This is a genomic window from Pseudonocardia sulfidoxydans NBRC 16205 (genome assembly GCF_007989085.1).
In the GTDB taxonomy this organism is placed as follows: domain Bacteria; phylum Actinomycetota; class Actinomycetes; order Mycobacteriales; family Pseudonocardiaceae; genus Pseudonocardia; species Pseudonocardia sulfidoxydans.
In genome coordinates this window covers 63,477-84,154 of record NZ_BJVJ01000020.1, presented here as the reverse complement: position 1 = coordinate 84,154, position 20,678 = coordinate 63,477, and the positions used below count along the sequence as shown (strand labels likewise).

Annotated in this window: 18 protein-coding genes; 7 read left to right on the top strand and 11 right to left on the bottom strand. The window is 73.1% G+C overall.

What is annotated here, in order from left to right:
- On the top strand, positions 1 to 635 hold a 635-nt coding region (locus tag PSU4_RS12520; RefSeq protein WP_281290676.1), incomplete at its 5' end, for an acyl-CoA dehydrogenase family protein.
- Here PSU4_RS12520 and PSU4_RS12515 read toward each other — a convergent pair.
- Genes PSU4_RS12515 through eno form a run of 3 tightly spaced genes read right to left on the bottom strand, consistent with a single transcriptional unit; the run spans position 619 to position 2,989 of the window.
- Positions 619 to 1,143 carry a DUF501 domain-containing protein gene (locus tag PSU4_RS12515; protein WP_147106842.1) on the bottom strand — a complete coding sequence of 175 codons (525 nt, stop codon included), beginning with the start codon at positions 1,141 to 1,143 and terminating at the stop codon, positions 619 to 621. The two genes, PSU4_RS12520 and PSU4_RS12515, sit on opposite strands and share 17 nt — an antisense overlap.
- A gap of 21 nt (positions 1,144 to 1,164) precedes the next feature.
- On the bottom strand, positions 1,165 to 1,695 hold the full coding sequence (locus tag PSU4_RS12510; protein ID WP_147106839.1) for an FtsB family cell division protein: 531 nt from the start codon (positions 1,693 to 1,695) through the stop codon (positions 1,165 to 1,167).
- Between the two features lies 1 nt (position 1,696).
- Positions 1,697 to 2,989, bottom strand: a complete 1,293-nt coding sequence (eno, locus tag PSU4_RS12505) for a phosphopyruvate hydratase (RefSeq protein WP_147106837.1) — start codon at positions 2,987 to 2,989, stop codon at positions 1,697 to 1,699.
- Between the two features lie 164 nt (positions 2,990 to 3,153).
- Here eno and PSU4_RS12500 point away from each other — a divergent pair, with 164 nt between their 5' ends.
- Positions 3,154 to 3,591, top strand: a complete 438-nt coding sequence (locus PSU4_RS12500) for a tetratricopeptide repeat protein (RefSeq protein WP_147106833.1) — start codon at positions 3,154 to 3,156, stop codon at positions 3,589 to 3,591.
- A gap of 150 nt (positions 3,592 to 3,741) precedes the next feature.
- On the opposite strand, the gene efeB (PSU4_RS12495) is transcribed toward PSU4_RS12500, so the two are convergent.
- From efeB (PSU4_RS12495) to efeU (PSU4_RS12485), 3 genes are read right to left on the bottom strand one after another with little or no spacing between them, the layout of a single operon-like run.
- Positions 3,742 to 4,962: an iron uptake transporter deferrochelatase/peroxidase subunit gene (gene efeB / locus PSU4_RS12495; protein ID WP_147106830.1), complete on the bottom strand. Its 1,221-nt coding sequence runs from the start codon at positions 4,960 to 4,962 to the stop codon at positions 3,742 to 3,744.
- A gap of 5 nt (positions 4,963 to 4,967) precedes the next feature.
- Positions 4,968 to 6,122: an iron uptake system protein EfeO gene (gene efeO, locus PSU4_RS12490; protein ID WP_147106827.1), complete on the bottom strand. Its 1,155-nt coding sequence runs from the start codon at positions 6,120 to 6,122 to the stop codon at positions 4,968 to 4,970.
- A 32-nt stretch (positions 6,123 to 6,154) separates the two neighbouring features.
- Positions 6,155 to 6,988 carry an iron uptake transporter permease EfeU gene (efeU, locus tag PSU4_RS12485; RefSeq protein WP_147106824.1) on the bottom strand — a complete coding sequence of 278 codons (834 nt, stop codon included), beginning with the start codon at positions 6,986 to 6,988 and terminating at the stop codon, positions 6,155 to 6,157.
- 405 nt (positions 6,989 to 7,393) lie between these two features.
- On the opposite strand from efeU (PSU4_RS12485), the gene efeU (PSU4_RS12480) reads away from it, so the two are divergent.
- From efeU (PSU4_RS12480) to efeB (PSU4_RS12470), 3 genes are read left to right on the top strand one after another with little or no spacing between them, the layout of a single operon-like run.
- Complete coding sequence (gene efeU, locus PSU4_RS12480; protein WP_147106821.1) at positions 7,394 to 8,215, top strand: iron uptake transporter permease EfeU; 822 nt, start codon at positions 7,394 to 7,396, stop codon at positions 8,213 to 8,215.
- A gap of 45 nt (positions 8,216 to 8,260) precedes the next feature.
- The gene (gene efeO, locus PSU4_RS12475; protein WP_147106818.1) at positions 8,261 to 9,403 is read left to right on the top strand and encodes an iron uptake system protein EfeO; all 1,143 of its coding nucleotides are present in this window, start codon (positions 8,261 to 8,263) and stop codon (positions 9,401 to 9,403) included.
- Between the two features lie 13 nt (positions 9,404 to 9,416).
- The gene (gene efeB, locus PSU4_RS12470) at positions 9,417 to 10,709 is read left to right on the top strand and encodes an iron uptake transporter deferrochelatase/peroxidase subunit (protein WP_147106815.1); all 1,293 of its coding nucleotides are present in this window, start codon (positions 9,417 to 9,419) and stop codon (positions 10,707 to 10,709) included.
- Here efeB (PSU4_RS12470) and PSU4_RS12465 read toward each other — a convergent pair.
- The 5 genes from PSU4_RS12465 to PSU4_RS12445 all read right to left on the bottom strand — a co-directional run bounded on the left by PSU4_RS12465 (position 10,682) and on the right by PSU4_RS12445 (position 18,202).
- A complete protein-coding gene (locus PSU4_RS12465; RefSeq protein ID WP_147106812.1) occupies positions 10,682 to 11,680 on the bottom strand; it encodes a nucleoside triphosphate pyrophosphohydrolase in 999 nt (332 codons plus the stop codon). The genes efeB (PSU4_RS12470) and PSU4_RS12465 overlap by 28 nt on opposite strands.
- Before the next feature lie 9 nt (positions 11,681 to 11,689).
- Entirely contained in the window at positions 11,690 to 12,655 is a 966-nt protein-coding gene (locus PSU4_RS12460; RefSeq protein ID WP_147106809.1) for a SurA N-terminal domain-containing protein, read from the bottom strand.
- Positions 12,656 to 12,714: 59 nt separating this feature from the next.
- Positions 12,715 to 16,302, bottom strand: coding sequence for a transcription-repair coupling factor (gene mfd, locus PSU4_RS12455; RefSeq protein ID WP_222596234.1), 3,588 nt, complete (start codon positions 16,300 to 16,302; stop codon positions 12,715 to 12,717).
- Positions 16,303 to 16,472: 170 nt separating this feature from the next.
- Positions 16,473 to 17,225 (bottom strand): hypothetical protein, encoded by a 753-nt coding sequence (locus PSU4_RS12450; protein ID WP_147106806.1) that lies wholly within the window; start codon positions 17,223 to 17,225, stop codon positions 16,473 to 16,475.
- A complete protein-coding gene (locus PSU4_RS12445) occupies positions 17,222 to 18,202 on the bottom strand; it encodes an ABC transporter ATP-binding protein (protein WP_147106803.1) in 981 nt (326 codons plus the stop codon). The genes PSU4_RS12450 and PSU4_RS12445 overlap by 4 nt, the downstream gene beginning before the upstream one ends.
- 146 nt (positions 18,203 to 18,348) lie before the next feature.
- Here PSU4_RS12445 and PSU4_RS12440 point away from each other — a divergent pair, with 146 nt between their 5' ends.
- Both PSU4_RS12440 and PSU4_RS12435 read left to right on the top strand, forming a co-directional pair.
- Complete coding sequence (locus PSU4_RS12440; RefSeq protein ID WP_246115074.1) at positions 18,349 to 20,172, top strand: chloride channel protein; 1,824 nt, start codon at positions 18,349 to 18,351, stop codon at positions 20,170 to 20,172.
- Complete coding sequence (locus PSU4_RS12435) at positions 20,169 to 20,672, top strand: MarR family winged helix-turn-helix transcriptional regulator (protein ID WP_246115073.1); 504 nt, start codon at positions 20,169 to 20,171, stop codon at positions 20,670 to 20,672. The genes PSU4_RS12440 and PSU4_RS12435 overlap by 4 nt, the downstream gene beginning before the upstream one ends.
- Positions 20,673 to 20,678 lie beyond the last annotated feature (6 nt).

The following is a 20,678-nucleotide window of genomic DNA, read 5'->3' as shown; positions in this document are numbered from 1 at the left end:
GGCTGGCCGACCAGCCGCTGATGCAGTCGGTGGTGGCCGACCTGGCGCTGGAGTCGGAGGCGGCGACGGCGCTCGCGCTGCGGCTGGCCGGGGCGGTCGACCGGGGCGAGACCGAGCTGCTGCGCCTGGCGCTGCCAGCGTCGAAGTACCTGGTGTGCAAGCGCACCCCGACGGTCGTCGCCGAGGCCATGGAGTGCTTGGGCGGCAACGGGTACGTCGAGGAGTCAGGGTTGCCGCGGCTCTACCGCGAGGCGCCGCTGAACTCGATCTGGGAGGGCTCGGGCAACGTCACGGCCCTCGACGTGCTGCGCGCCGTCACGAAGGAACCGGACTCCGTCGAGGCCGTCCTGCAGGAGATCGACGCGGCCGCGGGCGTCGACTCGTGGTTCGACCGGGCCCGCACCGAGCTGCGGACGGAGCTGCGCTCACGCGAGCAGCGCACCGCGCGCAGGCTCGCCGAGCTGCTGGCGCTGTGCCTGCAGGGGTCGCTGCTGCTGCGCCACGCCCCCGAGGAGGTGTCGACGGCGTTCGTGTCCTCGCGGTTCCTGCCCGACGGGCCGTGGCGCACCGCGGGGACGCTGCCGGCGGCGGCGCACACCGAGGCGCTGCTGGGGCGGGTCAGCCCTCGTCGTTGACGCAGACGCAGGGGCCGGCCTTCCACCACTCGCCGACCTCGTCGAGGGCCTCGTCGCCGAACGGGTTGACCCCGCGCCCGCGGGCCAGCGCGTGCCCGGCGTGGACGTGCAGGCACTTGACCCGGGTGGGCATCCCACCGGCGGAGACGTCGGTACCGAGGGGTTCGATCGCGTCGCGCTCGGCCAGGTAGGCCTCGTGGGCGCGCAGGTAGGCGGCGGCCAGCTCGGGGTCGTCGGCGAGCCGGTCGGTCATCTCCCGCATCCGGCCGTCGGCCTCCAGCGTGCCCAGCCGCGACGCGAGCCGCGGGCACGTCAGGTAGAACAGCGTCGGGAACGGGGTGCCGTCCTCGAGGCGCGGCGAGGTCGCGACGACGGTCGGCAGCCCGCACTCGCAGCGGTGCGCGACCTCCCGTACCGAACGCGGCGCGCGCCCGAGCTGGGCGGTGACGGCGGCGCGATCGGCGTCGGAGATCGTCGGCGCGGGAGTGTTCCCCGGAGCGGGTGTCACTGTGCGGACGTCACTGTGCGGTCATAACTGTGCGGGGGAACCTTCCGAGACGGTGGTCCAGAGGCGTTCGAACCACGGTTGCCCGGCGGCGAGCTCCTCGGGGCTCGGCGGCGGGACGGGCAGCTCGACGATGTAGGGCACCTCGCCGGGCTTGACGTAGCCGAGGCGGCTGCGGGCGTCGGCCTCCACCTGCGACGGGTCGGAGAGGCGGGCCCGCTGCTCGTCGAGCCGGTCGACCTCGGCGGCGATCTGCTGCTGCTCGTGGGTCAGGTCGGACAGCTGCTGACGCTGGGCCACGAAGTTGCGCAACGGAACCGCCACGGTGAGCGCCAGCGCGCAGACGACGACGGCAAGCACGGCGGCACGCCGCGTCGACGAGACGCCGAGGAACCCGGTGGTCGCGGCGACGACACCGGCCGCGCGGGACCGGGTGCGCGTCAGCTGGGGTTCGCGGGTGCGGGTGCGCCGCCCCGCGGCACCCGGCCGGGCCGACGAGGCGCCGCGGCCCCGGTCGCCCCGGGTCCGCGCGCGCTCGTCGGCCGCGGCGGGCACGTCAGCCCTGCGGCACCGCGTACCGCGGGAAGGCCAGCTCGCCGGCGTAACGCGCGGCGTCGCCCAGGGCCTCCTCGATGCGCAGCAGCTGGTTGTACTTCGCGACCCGCTCGGAGCGGGCGGGCGCGCCGGTCTTGATCTGGCCGCAGCCGGTGGCGACGGCCAGGTCGGCGATCGTGGTGTCCTCGGTCTCGCCGGAGCGGTGGCTCATCATGCAGCGGTAGCCCGCCGACTGCGCCAGCGTCACGGCGTCGAGGGTCTCCGACAGCGTGCCGATCTGGTTGACCTTGACCAGCAGCGCGTTGGCGGCGCCGCGCAGGATGCCGTCCTCGAGCCGCTCCGGGTTGGTGACGAACAGGTCGTCGCCGACGAGCTGGACCTTGTCGCCCAACGTCTTCGTGAGCTCGATCCAGCCGTCCCAGTCGTCCTCGGACAGCGGGTCCTCGATGGAGACGAGCGGGAACGCGTCGACCAGCTCCGCGTAGACCGCGGACAGCTCCGCCGACGACAGCGAGCGGCCCTCGTAGGAGTACGTGCCCTTGTCGAAGAACTCGGTGGCGGCGACGTCGAGCGCGAGGACGACGTCGGAACCGAGGGAGAAGCCGGTGGTCTCGATCGCGGTGGAGATCAGCTCCAGCGCACCGCGGGTGCCGCCCTTGACGTCGGGAGCGAAGCCGCCCTCGTCGCCCAGGCCGGTGGCCAGCCCGTTCTTCTTCAGGACGGACTTGAGCGCGTGGTAGACCTCGGTGCCCCAGCGCAGGGCCTCGCGGAACGACTCCGCACCGATCGGGGCGATCATGAACTCCTGCACGTCGACGGACGTGTCGGCGTGGGCGCCGCCGTTGAGGATGTTCATCATCGGGACGGGCAGCACGTGGGCGTTGGGGCCGCCGACGTAGCGGAACAGCTCCAGGCCCGACGACTCCGCGGCCGCCTTCGCGACGGCCAGGGACACACCCAGCAGCGCATTCGCGCCGAGGCGGGACTTGTCGTTGGTGCCGTCGAGGTCGACGAGGCGCTGGTCGACCAGGCGCTGGTCGACGGCCTCCATGCCGGTCAGCTCGGGACCGATCTCGTCGAGCACCGCGGCGACGGCCTTCTCGACACCCTTGCCGCCGTAGCGCTTCGCGTCGCCGTCGCGCAGCTCGACGGCCTCGTGCTCACCCGTGGACGCGCCGGACGGGACCGCGGCCCGGGCCAGCGTCCCGTCGTCGAGGGCGACCTCCACCTCGACCGTCGGGTTTCCTCGCGAGTCGAGGATCTCGCGCGCGCCGACCTGCTCGATGACCGCCACCACAGCTCCCGTTCCGGATTCGACACTTGGACCCGGTGCGTCACCCTAGCCGCCGGCGGGCCCCCGGCCGCGCACCGCGGGCGAGGTGTCGTGGCCGTCACCCGCCCCGGGCCGTCCTGTCAAGCCTCGCGGATCCGCGTGCCGGGGCCTACCGTGGAGCGACCATGACGACGCCGCACGGATCACACGCAGAGGAGCCCGACGAAGCCCGGTCCGGGACCGGCCCCGACGTGTTCGCCTCGTTCCGCCGCGCGGAGCGGCTGTTGTCGGACCGCCGGCCGCTCGACGCGCTGCAGGCGCTCGGCCCGGTGCTCGACTGCGAACCCGACGACGTCTCGGTGCAGCTCCTCGCGGGCCGCGCCTATTTCGACTCGGCGCAGCTGCACCGCGCGGAGCAGGCGTTCACCCGCGTCCTGGAGCTCGACCCGGCCGACCACTACGCGCGCTTCGCGCTGGGCAAGACGTTGCAACGTCAGGCCCGGCTCCCGGAGGCGTTGGCGCAGTACAAGATGGCCGCCGCCATGGACCCGCGCCCGGAGTACCAGGAGGCCCTGGGCGAGTTGCGGGCCCGCGTCGCGATGGACCGCGCCGAACCGGCCTGACACCACCCGCGCGCAACCTCACGGTCGTGGTCGGGCGCCGGGACGACCGTGAGGTTGCGCCCGGTTCTCGGGCCCACCCGGGCGCGGCCCGCACAGACGGTCGTGAGCGGCAATAGTCGCGATAGCGACTATTGCCGCTCACAGGGGTCATCAGGTGAACAGGGCGCGGCCCCACCAGTCGTCGGGGCCCGTCGTCCCGGGTGGGCAGGCGTAGAGGCCCGAACCGACGTGGCGGATGTACTCGTTGAGCGCGTCGCTGCTGCCGAGCTTGCGCTGCAACGTCACGAACTGGTCCGGGTCGCGCACGTAGGCCAGGAAGAACAGGCCGGCGTCGAGCGTGCCGGTGCGGGCGTCGATGCCGTCGGTGTAGGAGTAGCCGCGGCGCAGGATGCGCAGCCCACCGTTGTTCTCCGGGGCCGCGAGCCGCACGTGGGCGTCCTCGGCGATGACGGGCCCGTCGGGGCCGACGGCGCCGAAGTCGGGCGTGTCGAACTCGTCGGTGCCGGTGAGCGGCGCGCCGGAGGTCTTGAACCGGCCGAACACGGCCTGCTGGTCAGACAGCCGGTCGCGGTCCCACGGCTCCACGAACATCCGGATGCGGCGGGCGACGAGGTAGCTGCCGCCGCCGAGCCAGCCGGCGCCGTCGCCGTCGGCCACCCAGACGTGCTGTCCGAGCGCGGCGTCGTCGGCGCCCTCGATGTTGCGGGTGCCGTCCTTGAACCCCAACAGGTTCCGCGGCGTGCCACCGGAGTTCCCCGTCGACGACGTCTTGCCGAACCCCAGCTCCGCCCACCGGGCGACGACGGTCCCGCGGCCCAGCCGGGTGAGGTTGCGGACGGCGTGGAACGCGACGGTGGGGTCGTCGGAGCAGGCCTGCACGGCGACGTCACCGCCGCTGCGGGCGGGATCGAGGAGCTCGCCGGGCAGGGCCGGCAGCGGGGCGAAGGCGGCGGGGCGGCGGGCGGCGAGGCCGAAGCGGTCGGTGCCGTCGGCGGCGGTGAACAGGCCGGGCCCGAAGCCGATCGTGATCGTGAGCCGTCCGGGGGCCAGCCCGTCGGCCTCGCCGGTGTCGGCGGGCGGCAGGGCGTCCGACGGCGCCGGCCCGGGTACGGGCACGCCGCGGGTCATGGCCTCGGCCGCGGCGGTCCAGGTCTTCAGGAGCGCGACGAGGTCCTCGCGTCGGGTGGTGGTGACGTCGAAGGCGGTGAACGCCAGCCGGTCCTGCACCGGCGTGGCGATGCCGGCCTGGTGCGGGCCGTGGAACTCGACGACGTCGGCCGCCGCGGCCGCGGACGGTGCACAGCCCGCGAGGGCACCGACGGCGCCGGCTCCCGCGATCCCCTGCAGGAGCCGGCGCCGGGACAGTTCCATGCGGGTCAGACCACCTTCCCCGCGACCTGCGACAGCGGCTCGGCGAGCGCGTTGACGGAGTCGGCGAGCGAACGCTTGTCGGTGTCGGTCACGGCGCCGTAGTCCTGGTAGCCGCCGTCGGCGGTCCTGTACTCGGCCAGACCCTGCGCGACGTCGGTGAAGCGGGCCTCGAGCTGCTGGGCGAGGTCGGGGTCCGTGGCCGCCAGCGCCGGCTGCAGCAGCTCGAACGCCTTGCGGGCGCCGTCGATGTTGGCGGCGAAGTCCCAGAGGTCGGTGTGGGAGTAGCGGTCCTCCTCGCCGGTCACCTTGCTGGTGGAGACCTCGGTGAGCAGGTCGGACGCGCCGTTGGCGAGCTCGGCGGGCTGGTAGGTGTTGGTCGCGACCTTCGTCTTGAGGGTCGCGACGTCGGCGTCGAGCTCGTCGGCGATCGGCGCCATGCCGTTCAGGGTCCCGTCGGCCCAGAGTGCCTTCTCGATGCGGTGGAAACCTGTCCATCGGGTGGGGTCGGTGACGTCGTCGATGCGGGCGTCGATGGCCGGGTCGAGGTCGCCGAAGCTCTCGGCGACGGGCTCGATGCTCTCGTAGTGCACGCGGGCCGGGGCGAACGCGTTCTTCGCGGCGTCGATGTTCCCGGCGCGGACGGCGTCGGTGAATGTCTTCGTGGCCGTCTGCAGTTGGGCGACCTCGGTGACGACGTAGTCGTGGTAGCCCTGGGTGGCGGCGGTGAGCGAGGTGTTGCCGGCGGCGGCAGGCGCGGAACTGGCGCCAGCCGCGGCGCCGTCGACGGTGAACGTCCAGGTGTCCTTGGCCGCGCCCGGGCAGTAGACGCTGTAGGTGCCGGGCTCCATGCGCAGCGAGAAGGTGCCGTCGAGGCCGGCGGTGATGTTCTCCTTCTCCCCCAGGATCTTCCCGCCGCCCTGGACCTCGGCCTCGGTGACCTTCGCCGACGCCGCGTTGGTGACGGCGAAGGTCACGGGCCCGGTGGGGACGGTGGCCGGGTTCGGGCCGCAGCCCGCGTCGCTGATCTCGATCGTGACCGCGGACGCGGGCGGGTCGCCGGGCGAGGCCTGTTGGGAGCTCGCCGAACAGGCGGAGGCGAGCAGCCCCGCGCTGGCGAGGGCGGCGACACCGCAGGCGGCGCGGGTTCGGGTGGGGGTCACGAGTCGTGCTCCTCGATGGATCCGGTGGGGGGTCAGGCGGCCGGCGCGGGGGCCGGCGTGCGCCGCTTCGTGGTGGGAGCGAGCACGTAGATCAGGAGTGGGACGACGTACACCAGCCAGACGACGACCTCGAGGACCACCGGGTAGGGCTGGATGCCGAGGACGCCGGTGAGCAGCGACGACACGGGCGTGCCGGGCAGGACGAGCCAGGACAGGTCGAGGGCTCGGGTCTGGCCGATGTCGATCCAGCCGGCCTCGTGGGCGGTGTGCGCGGCCGTCGTCAGCAGGCCGCCGGCCACGACGACGAGCACGACGCCGGTGACCCGGAAGAACCGCGCCATGTTCAGCTTCACGCCGCCGCGGTAGATGCCGTAGCCGAGGGCGACGGCCGCGACCACACCGAGCAGGGCGCCGAGGCCCGCGAGCAGCGGCGACGTCGAGGCCTGGAACGCGGCGAGCAGGAAGACGGCCGTCTCGAAGCCCTCGCGGAGCACGGCGAGGAACGCCATGGCGACGAGTGCGGTCGTGGAGCCCGCGGCCAGCGCCGCACCGGCCGACGACTCGAGCTCGGCGCGCAGGTCGCGGGCGTGCGACCGCATCCAGATCACCATGTAGGTGACCATCGCCACGGCGAGCAGGCCGATGACGGTCTCGAGCCCTTCCTGGGCGGCCTGTGGGAGGTCGGCGGTGACGATCTCCAGGACCACGCCGACGGCGATGCAGATGACGACGGCGGTCCCGACGCCGATCCAGACGGATCGCAGTGCGTCGCGGCGGCCGCGGGCGACGAGGAAACTCGCCACGATCCCGACGACGAGTGAGGCCTCGAGCCCTTCGCGCAGTCCGATGATGAACGTGGCGAGCACCCGGGACCCACTTTCCGTGACACCGGCTCCGCAGCATTCTCACGACCGGGCGAGACGAAATTAGGTATTCCTGGGATTGCCTGTCAATAGGCTCGGATAACCCCGCCGAATTGCGCGTGGAGCGCTTTTCGAGAATTGCCGACGACGTCGTCCGAAAAGACTCGCCGAATGGGTGGACGGTCCCGTTCGGATGCTTCCGCCGGTGGTGGACGCCACGTCCGATCTTGCGTTCTCTGTGCCGGAAAAGTCCGATTCGCGAATACGACGAGCACCCCGCCGGAGATCAACCGGCACTTGGTAACGAAACGGCACTACCGCCGCGGACACGACAGAGGCTAGCCTCGCTGCGCACCTGCGCAGGCTGGCCTAAGAAGCCGTACGAAACAGACTGGAGACGTCGGAAACGTGCTCGGCAACGCGTTGATCGGACTGCGGGAAGGCCTGGAGGCCGCGCTCGTCGTGAGCATCCTGGTCGCCTTCCTCGTGCGCACCGACCGGCGCTCGGAACTGCCCAAGGTGTGGCTGGGCGTCGGCATCGCCGTCGCCGTCTCGGTGGGCGTGACGCTGGCCCTCACCCTCACCCAGCAGGCACTCACCTTCGAGGCCCAGGAGGCGCTCGGCGGGACACTCTCGATCGTCGCGGTCGCGTTCGTCACCTGGATGATCTTCTGGATGCGGCGCAACGCGCGGGCGTTGTCGTCGGAACTGCAGGGCAAGCTCGAGGACGCGCTCAAGATCGGACCCGTCGCGGTCGTCGTCGTAGCCGCGCTCGCCGTCGGCCGCGAGGGCCTGGAGACGGCGGTGTTCTTCTTCTCCGCCGCAGAGGCCGCGGGCGAGACGCTGCAACCGCTGATCGGGTTCCTGATCGGCATCGCCATCGCGATCGCCCTGGCCTACCTGATCTACCGCGGCGCCGTGAAGATCGACCTCGGCAAGTTCTTCACCGTCACCGGCCTGCTGCTGATCTTCGTCGCCGCCGGGATCCTCGCCTACGGCGTCCACGACCTGCAGGAGGCCGGCATCCTGCCCGGCCTCAACACCCTGGCCTTCGACGTCAGCGCCGCCGTCCCCGCCGACTCCTGGTACGGCACGTTGCTCAAGGGGATCTTCAACTTCTCGCCGCAGACCACCGTGCTCGAGTCGATCGTCTGGGTCGCCTACGTCGCCGTGGTCCTGACGCTCTTCCTGCTTCCCGGCCGACGCCGCGCCGCTGTCGCCACCACCTGAGAAACACCGCGCTGAGAAACCGCGCTGAACACCCCGAGGAGAACCATGTCACGCAGGACCGCGGCCTCAGTGCTCGCCGCAGCCGCGGCAGCCGCCGTGCTCGCCGGATGCACCAGCACCGCCCCACCGGCCGAGAACGCCTCCGGCGGACAGGGCGGGCCCATCAAGGTCGCGGCCGCCGACTCGTCGTGCGACGTCGCGGTCACGGAGGCACCCGCCGGCAAGATCTCGTTCACGGTCACCAACACCGGGAGCAAGGTCACCGAGTTCTACCTCTACGCCACCGGCGACCGGATCATGGGCGAGGTCGAGAACATCGGACCCGGCCTGACCCGCGACCTGATCGTCGAGGTCCCCGACGGCGGCACCTACACCACCGCCTGCAAGCCCGGCATGGTCGGCGACGGCATCCGCGCGGCGTTCACCGTCACCGGCAACGCCCAGCGCTCCGTCGACCAGAACACCCTCCTCGCCGAGGCCACCGCCGGCTACACGCGCTACGTCAATTCCCAGATCGAGGCCCTGGTCCCCAAGACCCAGGAGTTCGCCGACGCCGTCAAGGCGGGCGACGTCGCCACGGCCAAGGCGCTGTTCCCGGTGTCGCGCACCTACTGGGAGCGCATCGAGCCGGTCGCCGAGTCGTTCAGCGACATCGACCCCAAGGTCGACGGCCGCGACGACGGCGAGCCCGGCGTCCCGTTCACCGGCTACCACCGCCTGGAGAAGGACCTGTGGGAGACCGGCCTGCAGCCCGACTCGGCCGCGATGGCGGACGCGCTCGTCGCCGACATGAAGGACCTGCAGACCCGCGTCAAGACCCTCGAACTGACCCCGGTCCAGCTCGCCAACGGCGCCAAGGAGCTGCTCGACGAGGTCGCCACCGGCAAGATCACCGGTGAGGAGGACCGCTACAGCCACACCGACCTGTGGGACTTCAAGGCCAACGTCGAGGGCTCGCAGGCCGCGGTCGCCGCGCTGCGCCCGGTGATCGACGAGAAGGACAAGGCACTCGGCCCGCTGCTCGACGAGCGCTTCGCCGCCGTCGACACCCTGCTCGAGCAGTACCGCGTCGGTGACAGCTACAAGCTCTACACGGAGCTGACCGACGAGGACAAGAAGAAGATGACCGACGCCGTCGACGCCCTGAGCGAGCCCATCAGCCAGGTCGCCGCCGTCGTCACCAGCTGATCGGACACACCGAATGACCGACACCGGCCGGACCGAACGCACCGTCCCCCCACCCCCCTCCGAGGAGACCGGTGGTGGGCTCTCACGACGGGCGCTGTTCGGTCTGGCCGGTGCCGGCGTCGCGCTGGCCGGTGGCGGCGCGGCTGTCGGCTGGGCGGTGGGCGAGAACGCGTCGTCGACACCGGCGACGGGTGTCGTCCCGTTCCGCGCCGTGCACCAGGCCGGTATCGCGACCCCCGCGCAGGACCGGCTGCACTTCGTGGCCCTCGACCTGACGACGACCGACCGCGTCGCCGTCGCGCGCCTGCTCGCCCGCTGGGCCACCGCCGCCGAGCGGATGACCGCGGGCGAGGAGACGGCCGCGAACGGTGCGGTCGGCGGCAACCCCCTGGCCCCACCCGCCGACACCGGCGAAGCCCTCGGGCTCCCGGCCGCGTCGCTGACGATCACCGTCGGGTTCGGCGGCTCGTTCTTCGACAAGCTCGGGCTGCAGGACCGCCGCCCGCCCGCGCTGGCCGAGCTGCCGCCCTTCGCGGGCGACAACCTCGATCCCGCCCGTTCCGGCGGCGACCTGTGCATCCAAGCCTGCTCCGACGACCCCCAGGTCGCCGTGCACGCCGTGCGCAACCTGGCCCGCATCGGGTTCGGCACGACGTCGGTGCGCTGGTCGCAGCTCGGGTTCGGGCGCACCTCGTCGACGTCGACGGCGCAGACCACCCCGCGGAACCTGTTCGGCTTCAAGGACGGCACCAACAACGTCAAGGCCGAGGAGCCCGACCAGCTCGACGACCACGTCTGGGTCCAGCCCGGCGACGGCCCCGACTGGATGACCGGCGGCACCTACCTCGTGGCACGGCGCATCCGGATGCACATCGAGACGTGGGACCGGACGTCGCTGCAGGAGCAGGAGCAGATCGTCGGGCGCAGCAAGGGTGAGGGCAACCCGCTCAGCGGCACGGCGGAGTTCGACGTCGCCGACCTGAACGCCCGTGGCGCCGACGGGGAGCCCGCGATCGCCACCGACGCCCACATCCGGCTCGCCTCGCACGAGACGCTGAACGGCGTGCGGATCCTGCGGCGCGGCTACAACTTCGTCGACGGCACCGACGGCCGCGGCCGCCTCGACGCCGGACTGTTCTTCATCGCGTTCGTCCGCGACCCGCAGACGCAGTTTGTGCCCATGCAGCGCGTGCTCGCCCAGCAGGACCCGATGATGGAGTACCTGCAGCACACCGGGTCCGCGATGTTCGCGTGCCCGCCGGGGCTGGCCGGGTCGGACTACTGGGGCAGCGCCCTGCTCTCCTGAACGACGCTGCTCGCCTGAACGACGCTGCTCTCGTGAACGACGCTGCTCTCCTGAGCCGTCCACGCCGCACGCCAGGCGTCGCCGTCGAGGGCGTGCGCGTCCGCGCCCTCGGCGGTCGCCGCGCGCTGGGCCGCGCGGACGCGGTCGGCGAACCGGCGCGCCGCGGTGCGCAGCTCCGCCTCCGGATCGACCCCGGCGAGCTTGGCGCGGGCCGCGAGCGCGAACAGCTCCTCCCCCACCCCCGGCCCCGACGGCAGCAGCTCGGCCGGGAAGCCCGCCCGGGCGGTGCGGCTGGTGAGCTTGGCCGCGAGCGCGACGGCGGGCTGCCCCATCGGCACCCCGTCGACACTGGACTCACGCTGCTTCTCGGCCCGCTTGAGCTCCTCCCAGCGGTGCTCCTGGCGTTCCGCGGTGTCGATCCGCTCGCTGCCCGCGAAGACGTGCGGGTGCCGCCCCACCAGCTTGGCGACGAGATCACCGGCGACGTCGTCGACGTCGAACGAGGCGGCGTCCTCGGCCGCCACCCGGGCGTGGAACAGGACCTGCAGGAGCACGTCGCCGAGCTCCTCGCGCATCGCCGTCCGGTCGCCGTCCTCGATCGCCTCGTACAGCTCGTAGGCCTCCTCGACCAGGTACTGCAGCAAGGAGTCGTGCGTCTGCTCGGCGTCCCACGGGCAGCCGCCGGGCGAGCGCAGCCGGTCCATGACGGCCACCGCGTCGAGCAGGGCCGCGCCCGTGGGCTCGGGCGTCGTGATCACGGCGTCGGCCGCCGCGACGAGCGGGTGCGCGGGATCGGTGGTGAGCACGACCGATCCCGCGGGCGGGTCACCGTCGAGCGGCACGGCACCCCACGAGGCCGGGTCGGTGACGTCGGGGGTGGCGACGACCGCGGTGGCCGTGCGCAGCGGGCCCACGGCCGCCGCGGGCAGGACCGCGCCGAGGCGCGCGGAGAGCAGGACGACGGTCGTCACGAGAGCCGGTCAGGGGGTGGCGGCGGGCGGGGCGAGGATGGTGCCGGGCACCTGGTCGGCCGGCAGGACGCCCATCGACAGCGGGTCCCACACGCCGTAGCGCGGGTTGATGCGGATGTCGGTGGCCATCGCACGCGGCTGCAGCAGGTGCGTGCCGAACGTCAGCAGCAGGGTGCGGTCCACCTGGTCGGCCGACTGGCCGTCGTCCTGGCCGCGCGCGGGCGGCGGCGGGTCGGCGAGGGTGCGCGACTGCACCTTCGCGATCGTCCACGTGGTGTCGCCCTGCTGCGGCTTCACGATGATCACGCCGCCCTGCGGGGTGCCGAGCAGCGACCACGCGTACGGCGGGGCCTGCGCGAAGCCGGGCACGATCTGCGACGCCGGGACGGCGCGGGCGGGGCCGCCGAAGAACTGGTCGGCCGCCGGACCACCCGTGAGGGCGGCCCGGGCCTTCGCCTGCGCGTCGGCCTCCGACGACGTCTGCCCCACCTGCACGGCGACGTTGAGCCGGTCGAGCTCGCGGCGGCCCAGCTCGACCATCAGCAGGTCGTCGCGGACGGCCTCGCGGCGCAGCGCCGGGTCGCCGTACTGCGCGATCGGCGACTCCAGCGTCGCCGCGGCGGGCTGGTTGTCGTCGGTGGTCCGGTCGTCGGCGGCGATGGTCTCGTCGACCTGCGCGTCGGTGACCGTCAGACCGGTCTCGGCCGCCTCGGCGCGGATCAGGTCGTGCAGCACCGCGCGGCTGACCAGCTCACGCGCCACGAGATCGGGGGTGACCCCGGACTGCGCCATCAGCGCCGTGAGCCGGGGCGAGGCGAGCAGCGTGCCCAGCTGCGACTCGACACTCGACAGCCCGACCGACGAGTCGCCGACGATGACGGCCGACCCGACCTGGCTCGGTCCGCTGCCGCATCCCGCGACGACCGCTCCGAGGATCGACGTGACGGCGATGGCCCGGATCACCCTGCTGCGCACGGGCCCACCCTCTCACGTGGCTTTCCACACCCCGCCGAGGGTCATGTGCGGCCGCCCGCTCAGCCCGCCGCGACCGCTGCGGGCGTGCCCGTCAGGTCGGTGAGCAGCCGCTTCGCCCACTCCAGCAGCTCGACGTCGCGCAGCGGCGCGCCACCGATCCGGTTGCCCTCGGCCGGGCGCGGGACCGTCACCAACCGGGCCGCCGGCTTGTAGACGGCCTTCGGGTACAGCCGCTTGAGCCGCATCTGCGCCGAGTCGGCCAGGTCGACCGGCCCCACCCGGACCGCGTTGCCCGCCACCGCGACCTCGCCCACCCCGAGCTCGCGGCACGCCTGCCGGAACGCCGCGACCGCGAGCAGGTTGCGGACCGGCTCCGGCGGCTCGCCGTAGCGGTCGGTGAGCTCGTCGACGATCGCGTCGAGCGCCGCCTGGTCGGGCGACTCCGCGATCTTGCGGTACACCTCCAGGCGCAGCCGCTCGCCCGTCACGTAGTCGTGCGGGACGTGCGCGTCGATCGGCAGGTCGATCCGGACCTCGGCCAGCGGCTCGGGCTCGTCGGAACCCTGCGAGCCCGCCTGCTTGCGGAATGCCGCGACGGCCTCGCCGACCAGCCGGATGTAGAGGTCGAAGCCGACGCCCGCGATGTGCCCGGACTGCTCGGCGCCCAGGATGTTGCCCGCGCCGCGGATCTCCAGGTCCTTCATCGCGACGGCCGCGCCCGAGCCCAGGCCCGAGTGCTGCGCGATCGTCGCCAGCCGGTCGTGCGCCGTCTCGGTGAGCGGGTTCTCCGCCGGGTAGAGGAAGTACGCGTAGCCGCGCTCGCGGCCACGCCCGACCCGGCCGCGCAGCTGGTGCAGCTGCGAGAGCCCGAGCGTGTCGGAACGCTCGACGATCAACGTGTTCGCGTTGGAGATGTCGAGGCCGTTCTCGACGATCGTGGTGCAGACCAGGACGTCGTACTCGCGGTGCCAGAAGCCGTTGACGGTGCGCTCGAGCACCTCCTCGTTCATCTGGCCGTGCGCCACCGCGATCCGCGCCTCCGGCACGAGGTCCTGGATCGTCTTCGCCGCGCGGTCGATGCTCGACACCCGGTTGTGGACGTAGAAGACCTGCCCGTCGCGCAGCAGCTCGCGGCGGATCGCGGCGCCGACCTGCTTCGGGTCGTAGGCGCCGACGTAGGTCAGCGTGGGGTGGCGCGACTCGGGCGGGGTGGTGATCGTCGACATCTCGCGGATGCCGGCGAGGCTCATCTCCAGGGTGCGCGGGATCGGCGTCGCCGACAGCGTCAGGACGTCGACGTGCGCGCGCAGCGCGGTGATGTGTTCCTTGTGCTCGACGCCGAACCGCTGCTCCTCGTCGACGATCACCAGGCCGAGGTCCTTCCAGCGCACGCCCGTCTGCAGCAGCCGGTGGGTGCCGACGACGACGTCGACCGTCCCGTCCGCCAGCCCCTCGATCGTCTGCTTGGCCTCGGCCGCGTCGGTGAACCGCGACAGCCCCTTCACCGTGACGGGGAAGGCGCGCATGCGGTCGGAGAACGTCGCGAGGTGCTGGGTGGCCAGCAGCGTCGTCGGGACGAGCACGGCGACCTGCTTGCCGTCCTGCACCGCCTTGAACGCCGCCCGCACCGCGATCTCGGTCTTGCCGAACCCGACGTCGCCGGAGATGACCCGGTCCATCGGGACGGCCCGCTCCATGTCGGCCTTGACCTCGTCGATCGCGGCCAGCTGGTCGGGGGTCTCGGTGAACGGGAACGCGTCCTCCAGCTCACGCTGCCACGGGCTGTCGGTGGCGAACGCGTGCCCGGGCGAGGCCTGCCGCGCCGCGTAGAGCTGCACCAGCCCGGCGGCGATGTCGCGGACGGCCTTGCGCGCCTTGCTCTTCGTCTTCGACCAGTCGGCGCCGCCCAGCTTGTTCAGCGCGGGCTGCTCGCCGCCGACGTAGCGGCTGATCTCGTCGAGTGCGTCCGTCGGCACGAACAGCCGGTCGGCGGGCTGCCCGCGCTTGGACGACGCGTACTCCAGCACCAGGTACTCGCGCGTCGCGCCCTGCACGGTCCGCTCACGCATCTCGACGAACCGGCCGATGCCGTGCTGGTTGTGCACGACGAAGTCGCCCGGCTGCAGGACCGCGAGGTCGACGGCGTTGCGCCGGCGCGCGGGCATCTTGCGGGCCGTTGCCTCCAGCCCGGCGCGGCTGCCCGTCAGGTCGGCCTCGCTGAGCACGACCAGCCCGATCGCCGCCGCGGTGAACCCGTCGGCGACCCGCCCGCACGTGACCGTGACCAGGCCCTTCTCGGGCTCGTCGGTGAGGGCCTCGACCAGCGACGCCGGCACCTCGGCCTCACGCAGCTGCTCCAGCGACCGCTGCGCGGTGCCCTGCCCGGCGACGACCAGCACCGCGGCACCGCCGGTGGCGACGTGGGCGCGCATGTCGACGAGCGCGCGGTCGGTGTCGCCGCGGTAGGACTCGATCTCGTGCACGGCGGGCACGAGGGACTCGTCGGACCCCGACAGCAGCGGCGAGAGCGTCACGACGGGCCGCCCCGACGTCGCCGCGTGCGCGAGCACCTCGCCGAGGTCGCGGTAGGCCGACGCGCCGAGGTCGATCGGGGCGGCCGCGCCGGCGGCGGCGTCGTCGCTGCCCAGCGACGCCGCGAGCCACGACGCCTCCAGGAACTCCTGGCCGGTGCGGACGAGGTCGTGGGCGCGGGTGCGGATCCGCTCCGGGTCGGCCACCAGCACGATCGACCCGGCGGGCAGCAGGTCCGTCAGCAGCTGCATCTCGTCGCCCACCAGGGCCGGGACCAGCGACTCCATGCCCTCCGACGGGATGCCCTCCGCGAGCTTCTCCAGCAGCTCGCGCAGCTGCGGGGTGTTCTCGTGCGTCTTCGCGAGGGCGGTGGCGCGGGCCCGGACCGGTGCGGTGAGCAGCAGCTCCCGGCACGCGGGCGCGACGACCTCCTCGACGGCCTCGACCGAGCGCTGGTCGGCGACCGCGAACGCGCGGATCTCGCTGACCTCGTCGCCCCAGAACTCGATACGGACCGGATGGTCGGCCGTGGGCACGAAGAGGTCGACGATGCCGCCGCGGACGGCGAACTCGCCGCGCTCGGTGACCATCTCGACGCGCGTGTACGCCAGCTCGACGAGCCGTTCCAGCAGGTCATCGAACCCGTACTCGGTGCCGACGCGCAGCCGGACCGGGTCGAGCGTGCCCAGCCCCGGCGCGATCGGCTGGATCAGGCTGCGCGCCGCCGCCGCGACCAGCCGCACCGGGGAGTCGCCGCCCGCGAGCGCCCGGAAGATCGTCAGCCGGCGGCCGACGGTGTCGGGGCGCGGGGAGAGCCGCTCGTGGGGCAGCGTCTCCCACGACGGCAGGACCGCGACCGCGTCGGGACCCAGCAGGTCCGACGCGGCGGCCGCCAGGTCCTCGGCCTCCCGGTCGGTCGCGGTCACCGCGAGCACGGTCCGGCCGCCCTCGGCGACGACGGCCGAGGCGAGGAACGGGCGCAGCGCGGCGGGGCCCTCGACGGCGAGCGCCGGGACGTCGGCCGCGCGGGGGTCGAGCGTGGCGACGGAGTCGAGGACCCCGACCAGGGCGGGAACAGTGGCGGTGAGCAGGCCGGACAGCGGGGCCGCGGACACGTCGGGGCAACTCCTCGAAGAGGGCAGAGCACGCGAGACAGACCCTCCCCCGGGAATCGCACCCGGGTCGGGGCCTGTCACCCAGCCTACGCGCCGCCCCCCAGACCCTGTGAGCGCAGACCCTGTGAGCGGCAATAGTCGCTATAGCGACTATTGCCGCTCACAGGGGGTCAGGCGTCGCGTCGGTTCGCCACCGCCAGCGCGATCGCCATGAGGACGACGGCGACGCCCGCGAACCACGCCAGTGAGCCCCACGGCCCGAAGTGCATCGTCGACATCGACGGCACCGCGCCCGCGTCGCCACCCCCGCCGGTGAGGAAGTTCGTCGCGTTCACGAACGGCAACCAGCTCTGGATGTCGGCGCCGACGCGCGGGATCAGCCCGATCAGGTTCTCGACCAGCAGCACCCACACCAGCAGCAGCGTCACCGCGCCCGCGGTCTGCCGGACCAGGACGCCGACGGCCAGCGCGATCACCGCGCCCACCGCCCACACCAGCGCGATCCCCGCGACGACCCGCCACTCCGCCCCGGTCGACAGGCTCATGGACGTCGGCGAGATCAGCCACGCCACACCCCAGGAGCCGAACCCGGCGAGCAGCCCGACGACGCCCGCCACCGGCACCACGACCGCAGCCTTGGCCAGCAGCGCCGCCGTCCGGTTCGGGACGGCCTGGAACGTCGTGCGGATCGTCCCGAAGCGGTACTCCGAGGTCACCGAGACCGTCGCCATGACCATGACGACGACCATGCCGAACGTCGCGAAGTAGCCGCTGACCGCGAACGGCACCGACCCGTCCGCCGGGCTCCAGGTGGCGACGACGACCGCCGTCAGCCCGATGACGATCACGACCGCGACGGCGCTCGTCCACCACGGCGAGCGCGTCGACATCAGCTTGATCCGTTCCGCGGCGACGGCACTCATCGCTGCACCTCCGACCGGTGCGTGCCGGCCGGACCCGGCGCCGGGGCACCGGGGACCGGCGGCCGGGGTGGCGGCCCGCCCGCCGTGAACTCCACGTCCCCGCCGGTGATCTGCATGAACGCCTCCTCCAGCGAGCCGCGCACCTGCGTCAGTTCGTGCAGCACGATCCCGGCGGCCGCGGCGAGCTCGCCGATCTGTTCCGTCGACGCCCCGGTGACGCGGGCGCCGCCCGACGGGTCGGGCGTCACGCCGAACCCGGCGGCCTGCACGACCGGCACGAGGTCGGTGATCGCGGGGCTGCGCACCAGCACCGACGACCCCGAGGCCCCGTCGACGAACGCCGCGGTCGGGCCGTGGGAGATCAGCCGGCCGCGCCCGATGACGACCAGCTCCGTCGCGGTCAGCGCCATCTCCGACAGCAGATGGCTCGACACGAACACCGTGCGGCCCTCGGCGGCCAGGCCCTGCATCAGCGTGCGGATCCAGCGGATGCCCTCGGGATCGAGGCCGTTGACGGGCTCGTCGAACATCAGCACGGGCGGGTCGCCGAGCAGCGCGCCCGCGATGCCGAGGCGCTGCGCCATGCCGAGCGAGAACGTCCCCGCCCGCTTGCCCGCGACAGCCGTCAGCCCGACGAGCTCCAGCACCTCGTCGGCACGCGTCGCGGGCAGTCCGGTCGCGGCGGCCATCCACTGCAGGTGCCGGCGGGCGGAGCGGTTGGGGTGCACCCACTTCGCGTCGAGCAGCGCACCGACCGTCCGCATCGGACGGGCGTGGTCGCGGTAGGGGCGGCCGTCGATCCTGACCTCGCCCGCGTCGGGGCGGTCCAGGTCGAGGACCATCCGCATCGTCGTCGACTTCCCCGCGCCGTTGGGTCCGAGGAACCCCGTCACGACGCCCGGGCGCACCTCGAAGGTCAGGTCGTCGACGGCGAGCGTCGAGCGGTACCGCTTGGTGAGACCTCTCACCTCGATCATGGACGTCCTCCTGCTCGGTTCGCCCCATTCCACCGTGAATCCGCCGGTCGGGGCACCGGGTCATCCCTGGAAGGAGTCAGGGACGACCCCGAACGACGCAATCTGTGTGGGTGCGCAATCGTTGCGTGACGTGCATGATCCCGGTCGTGTCCCGCTCCGCCCCACCCGTCCGCGACCGCGCCCGCCACCTCGGCGACTTCACACTCACCCCGCGCGTCCTCGTCACGATCGCGTGGGCGCTGCCCATCGGCGCGCTCGGCGCCGTCGCCGCCTGGGCCCTGCTACGGCTCATCGGGCTGATCACCAACCTCGTCTTCTACGGACGCGTCGACACCGCACTGGTCGCGCCCGGCGCCGCACCGCATCCCGCCTGGCTGGTGCTGCTCGCGCCCGTCGCCGGCGGCCTCGTCATCGGCCTGATGGCCCGCTTCGGCTCGGAGAAGATCCGCGGCCACGGCATGCCCGAGGCCATCGAGGCGATCCTCCTGCGGCGCAGCACCGTCGAGCCGCGGGTGGCCGTCCTCAAGCCCGTGTCGGCCGCCGTGAGCATCGGCAGCGGCGGGCCGTTCGGCGCCGAGGGGCCGATCATCATGACCAGCGGGGCCGTCGGCTCCATCCTCGCCCAACACCTGCACCTGTCGGCCGACGAACGCAAGGCACTCATGGTCTCCGGCGCCGCAGCCGGCATGGCCGCGACGTTCAACGCGCCCTTCGCGTCGGTGCTGCTCGCCGTCGAGCTGCTGCTGTTCGAGTGGCGCCCGCGCAGCTTCCTGCCCGTCGTCGCGGCCGTCTCCGTCGCCACCGTCGTGCGGGCCCCGCTGCTCGGCAGCGCCCCGATCTTCCCCGTCGACCTCGGCACCTTCACCCCGAGCGCCCCCGTCGACGCGCTGTGCGTCGCCGCGGGCATCGTCGGCGGGCTGCTCGCCGTCGCCGTGACCGCGCTCGTCTACCTGTCCGAGGACACCTTCGCCCGGCTCCCACTGCACTGGATGTGGTGGCCGGCCATCGGCGGGCTGATCATCGGCATCGGCGGTCTCATCGAGCCGCGGGCCCTCGGCGTCGGCTACGACGTCATCGACGAGCTGCTCACCGGCAGGGCGACGATGTCGCTGATCATCGGGATCCTCGTCGTGAAGAGCCTGATCTGGGGGCTGTCGCTCGGCTCCGGCACGTCCGGCGGGGTGCTCGCGCCCGTCTTCATGATCGGCGCCGCCCTCGGCGCGCTCGAAGGTCTCGTGTTCCCGCAGACCGCGCCCGGGTTCTGGGCCATCGTCGGGCTCGCCGCCGTCGTCGGCGGGGTCATGCGCTCGCCGATCACCGGTGTCGTGTTCACCCTCGAGCTCACCCACGCCTGGTCCGCGCTGTTCCCGCTGATGATCGCGGCGGCCGCCGCCTACGGCACCTCGGCCCTGGTGCTGCGCCGATCCGTGCTCACCGAGAAGATCGCCCGGCGTGGGTACCACCTCACGCGTGAGTACGAGGTCGACCCGCTGGAGGTACTCATGGTCGACGAGGTCATGCACGCCGACCCGGCGACGCTGCGGACCACCGACCCCCTCCCCGTCCCCACGACGACCCTCACCGCCGGCGTCCCCCGCCGCGGCCGGCCCTGCGACGACCCACCCCGGCAACGGCTCTTCCCCGTCGTCGACGACGACGGCGCGCTCACCGGGGTCGTCCCCCACCGCGCGCTCACCGACCCGCCCGCGAGCGCCCGCACCGTCGCCGACCTCCTCGTCGACGACCCGCTCGTCGTCCGCGCCGACGACACGCTGCGCGCGGTCGCGTCCCGGTTCGCGGAGGCCGCCGTCGGTGCCGCGCCCGTGGTCGACCGCGACGACGCGACCCGCCTCGCCGGGATCGTCACCGTCGAGCAGCTCCTCGACGGACGGCTGCGCGACCTCGCCGAGGAGCACCATCGGGAGCGCCCCATGCGTCTCCTCGGCCGACGCGCGACGATGCCCTCGTGAGCGACGCACAACAGGCCGGCCCGACCGAGACCGAGATCGAGTCCGTCATGCGGGCCGCCCGGGTCCTCGTCGGCGTATCGGCGCAGTCGTTCGCGGTCGTCGAGGACCGGCTGACCCTGCCGCAGCTGCGGGTGCTGGTGATGGTCGCCAGCCGCGGGCCGCTGCGCCTTGCCGCGGTCGCCGAAGGGCTCGGCGTGCACCCCTCCAACGCCAGCCGCGCGTGCGACCGGCTCGTCGTGGCCGGTCTCCTGGACCGCACCGACGACCCCGCCGACCGCCGCCAGCTCGTCCTGCAGGTCACCCCGAAGGGCGAGGCGCTCGTCGACGAGGTCATGGGCACCCGCCGCACCACCATCGACCGGCTGCTGTCACGGATGGCCCCGTCCGACCGGGCCGCGCTCGTCCCCGCCCTGGCCGCCCTCGCCGACGCCGCCGACGACGGATTCGCCCGGGCCGTGTGGTCGATGGGCTGGACGACGGGCGCAGGGCCGAGCACGTGAGCGACG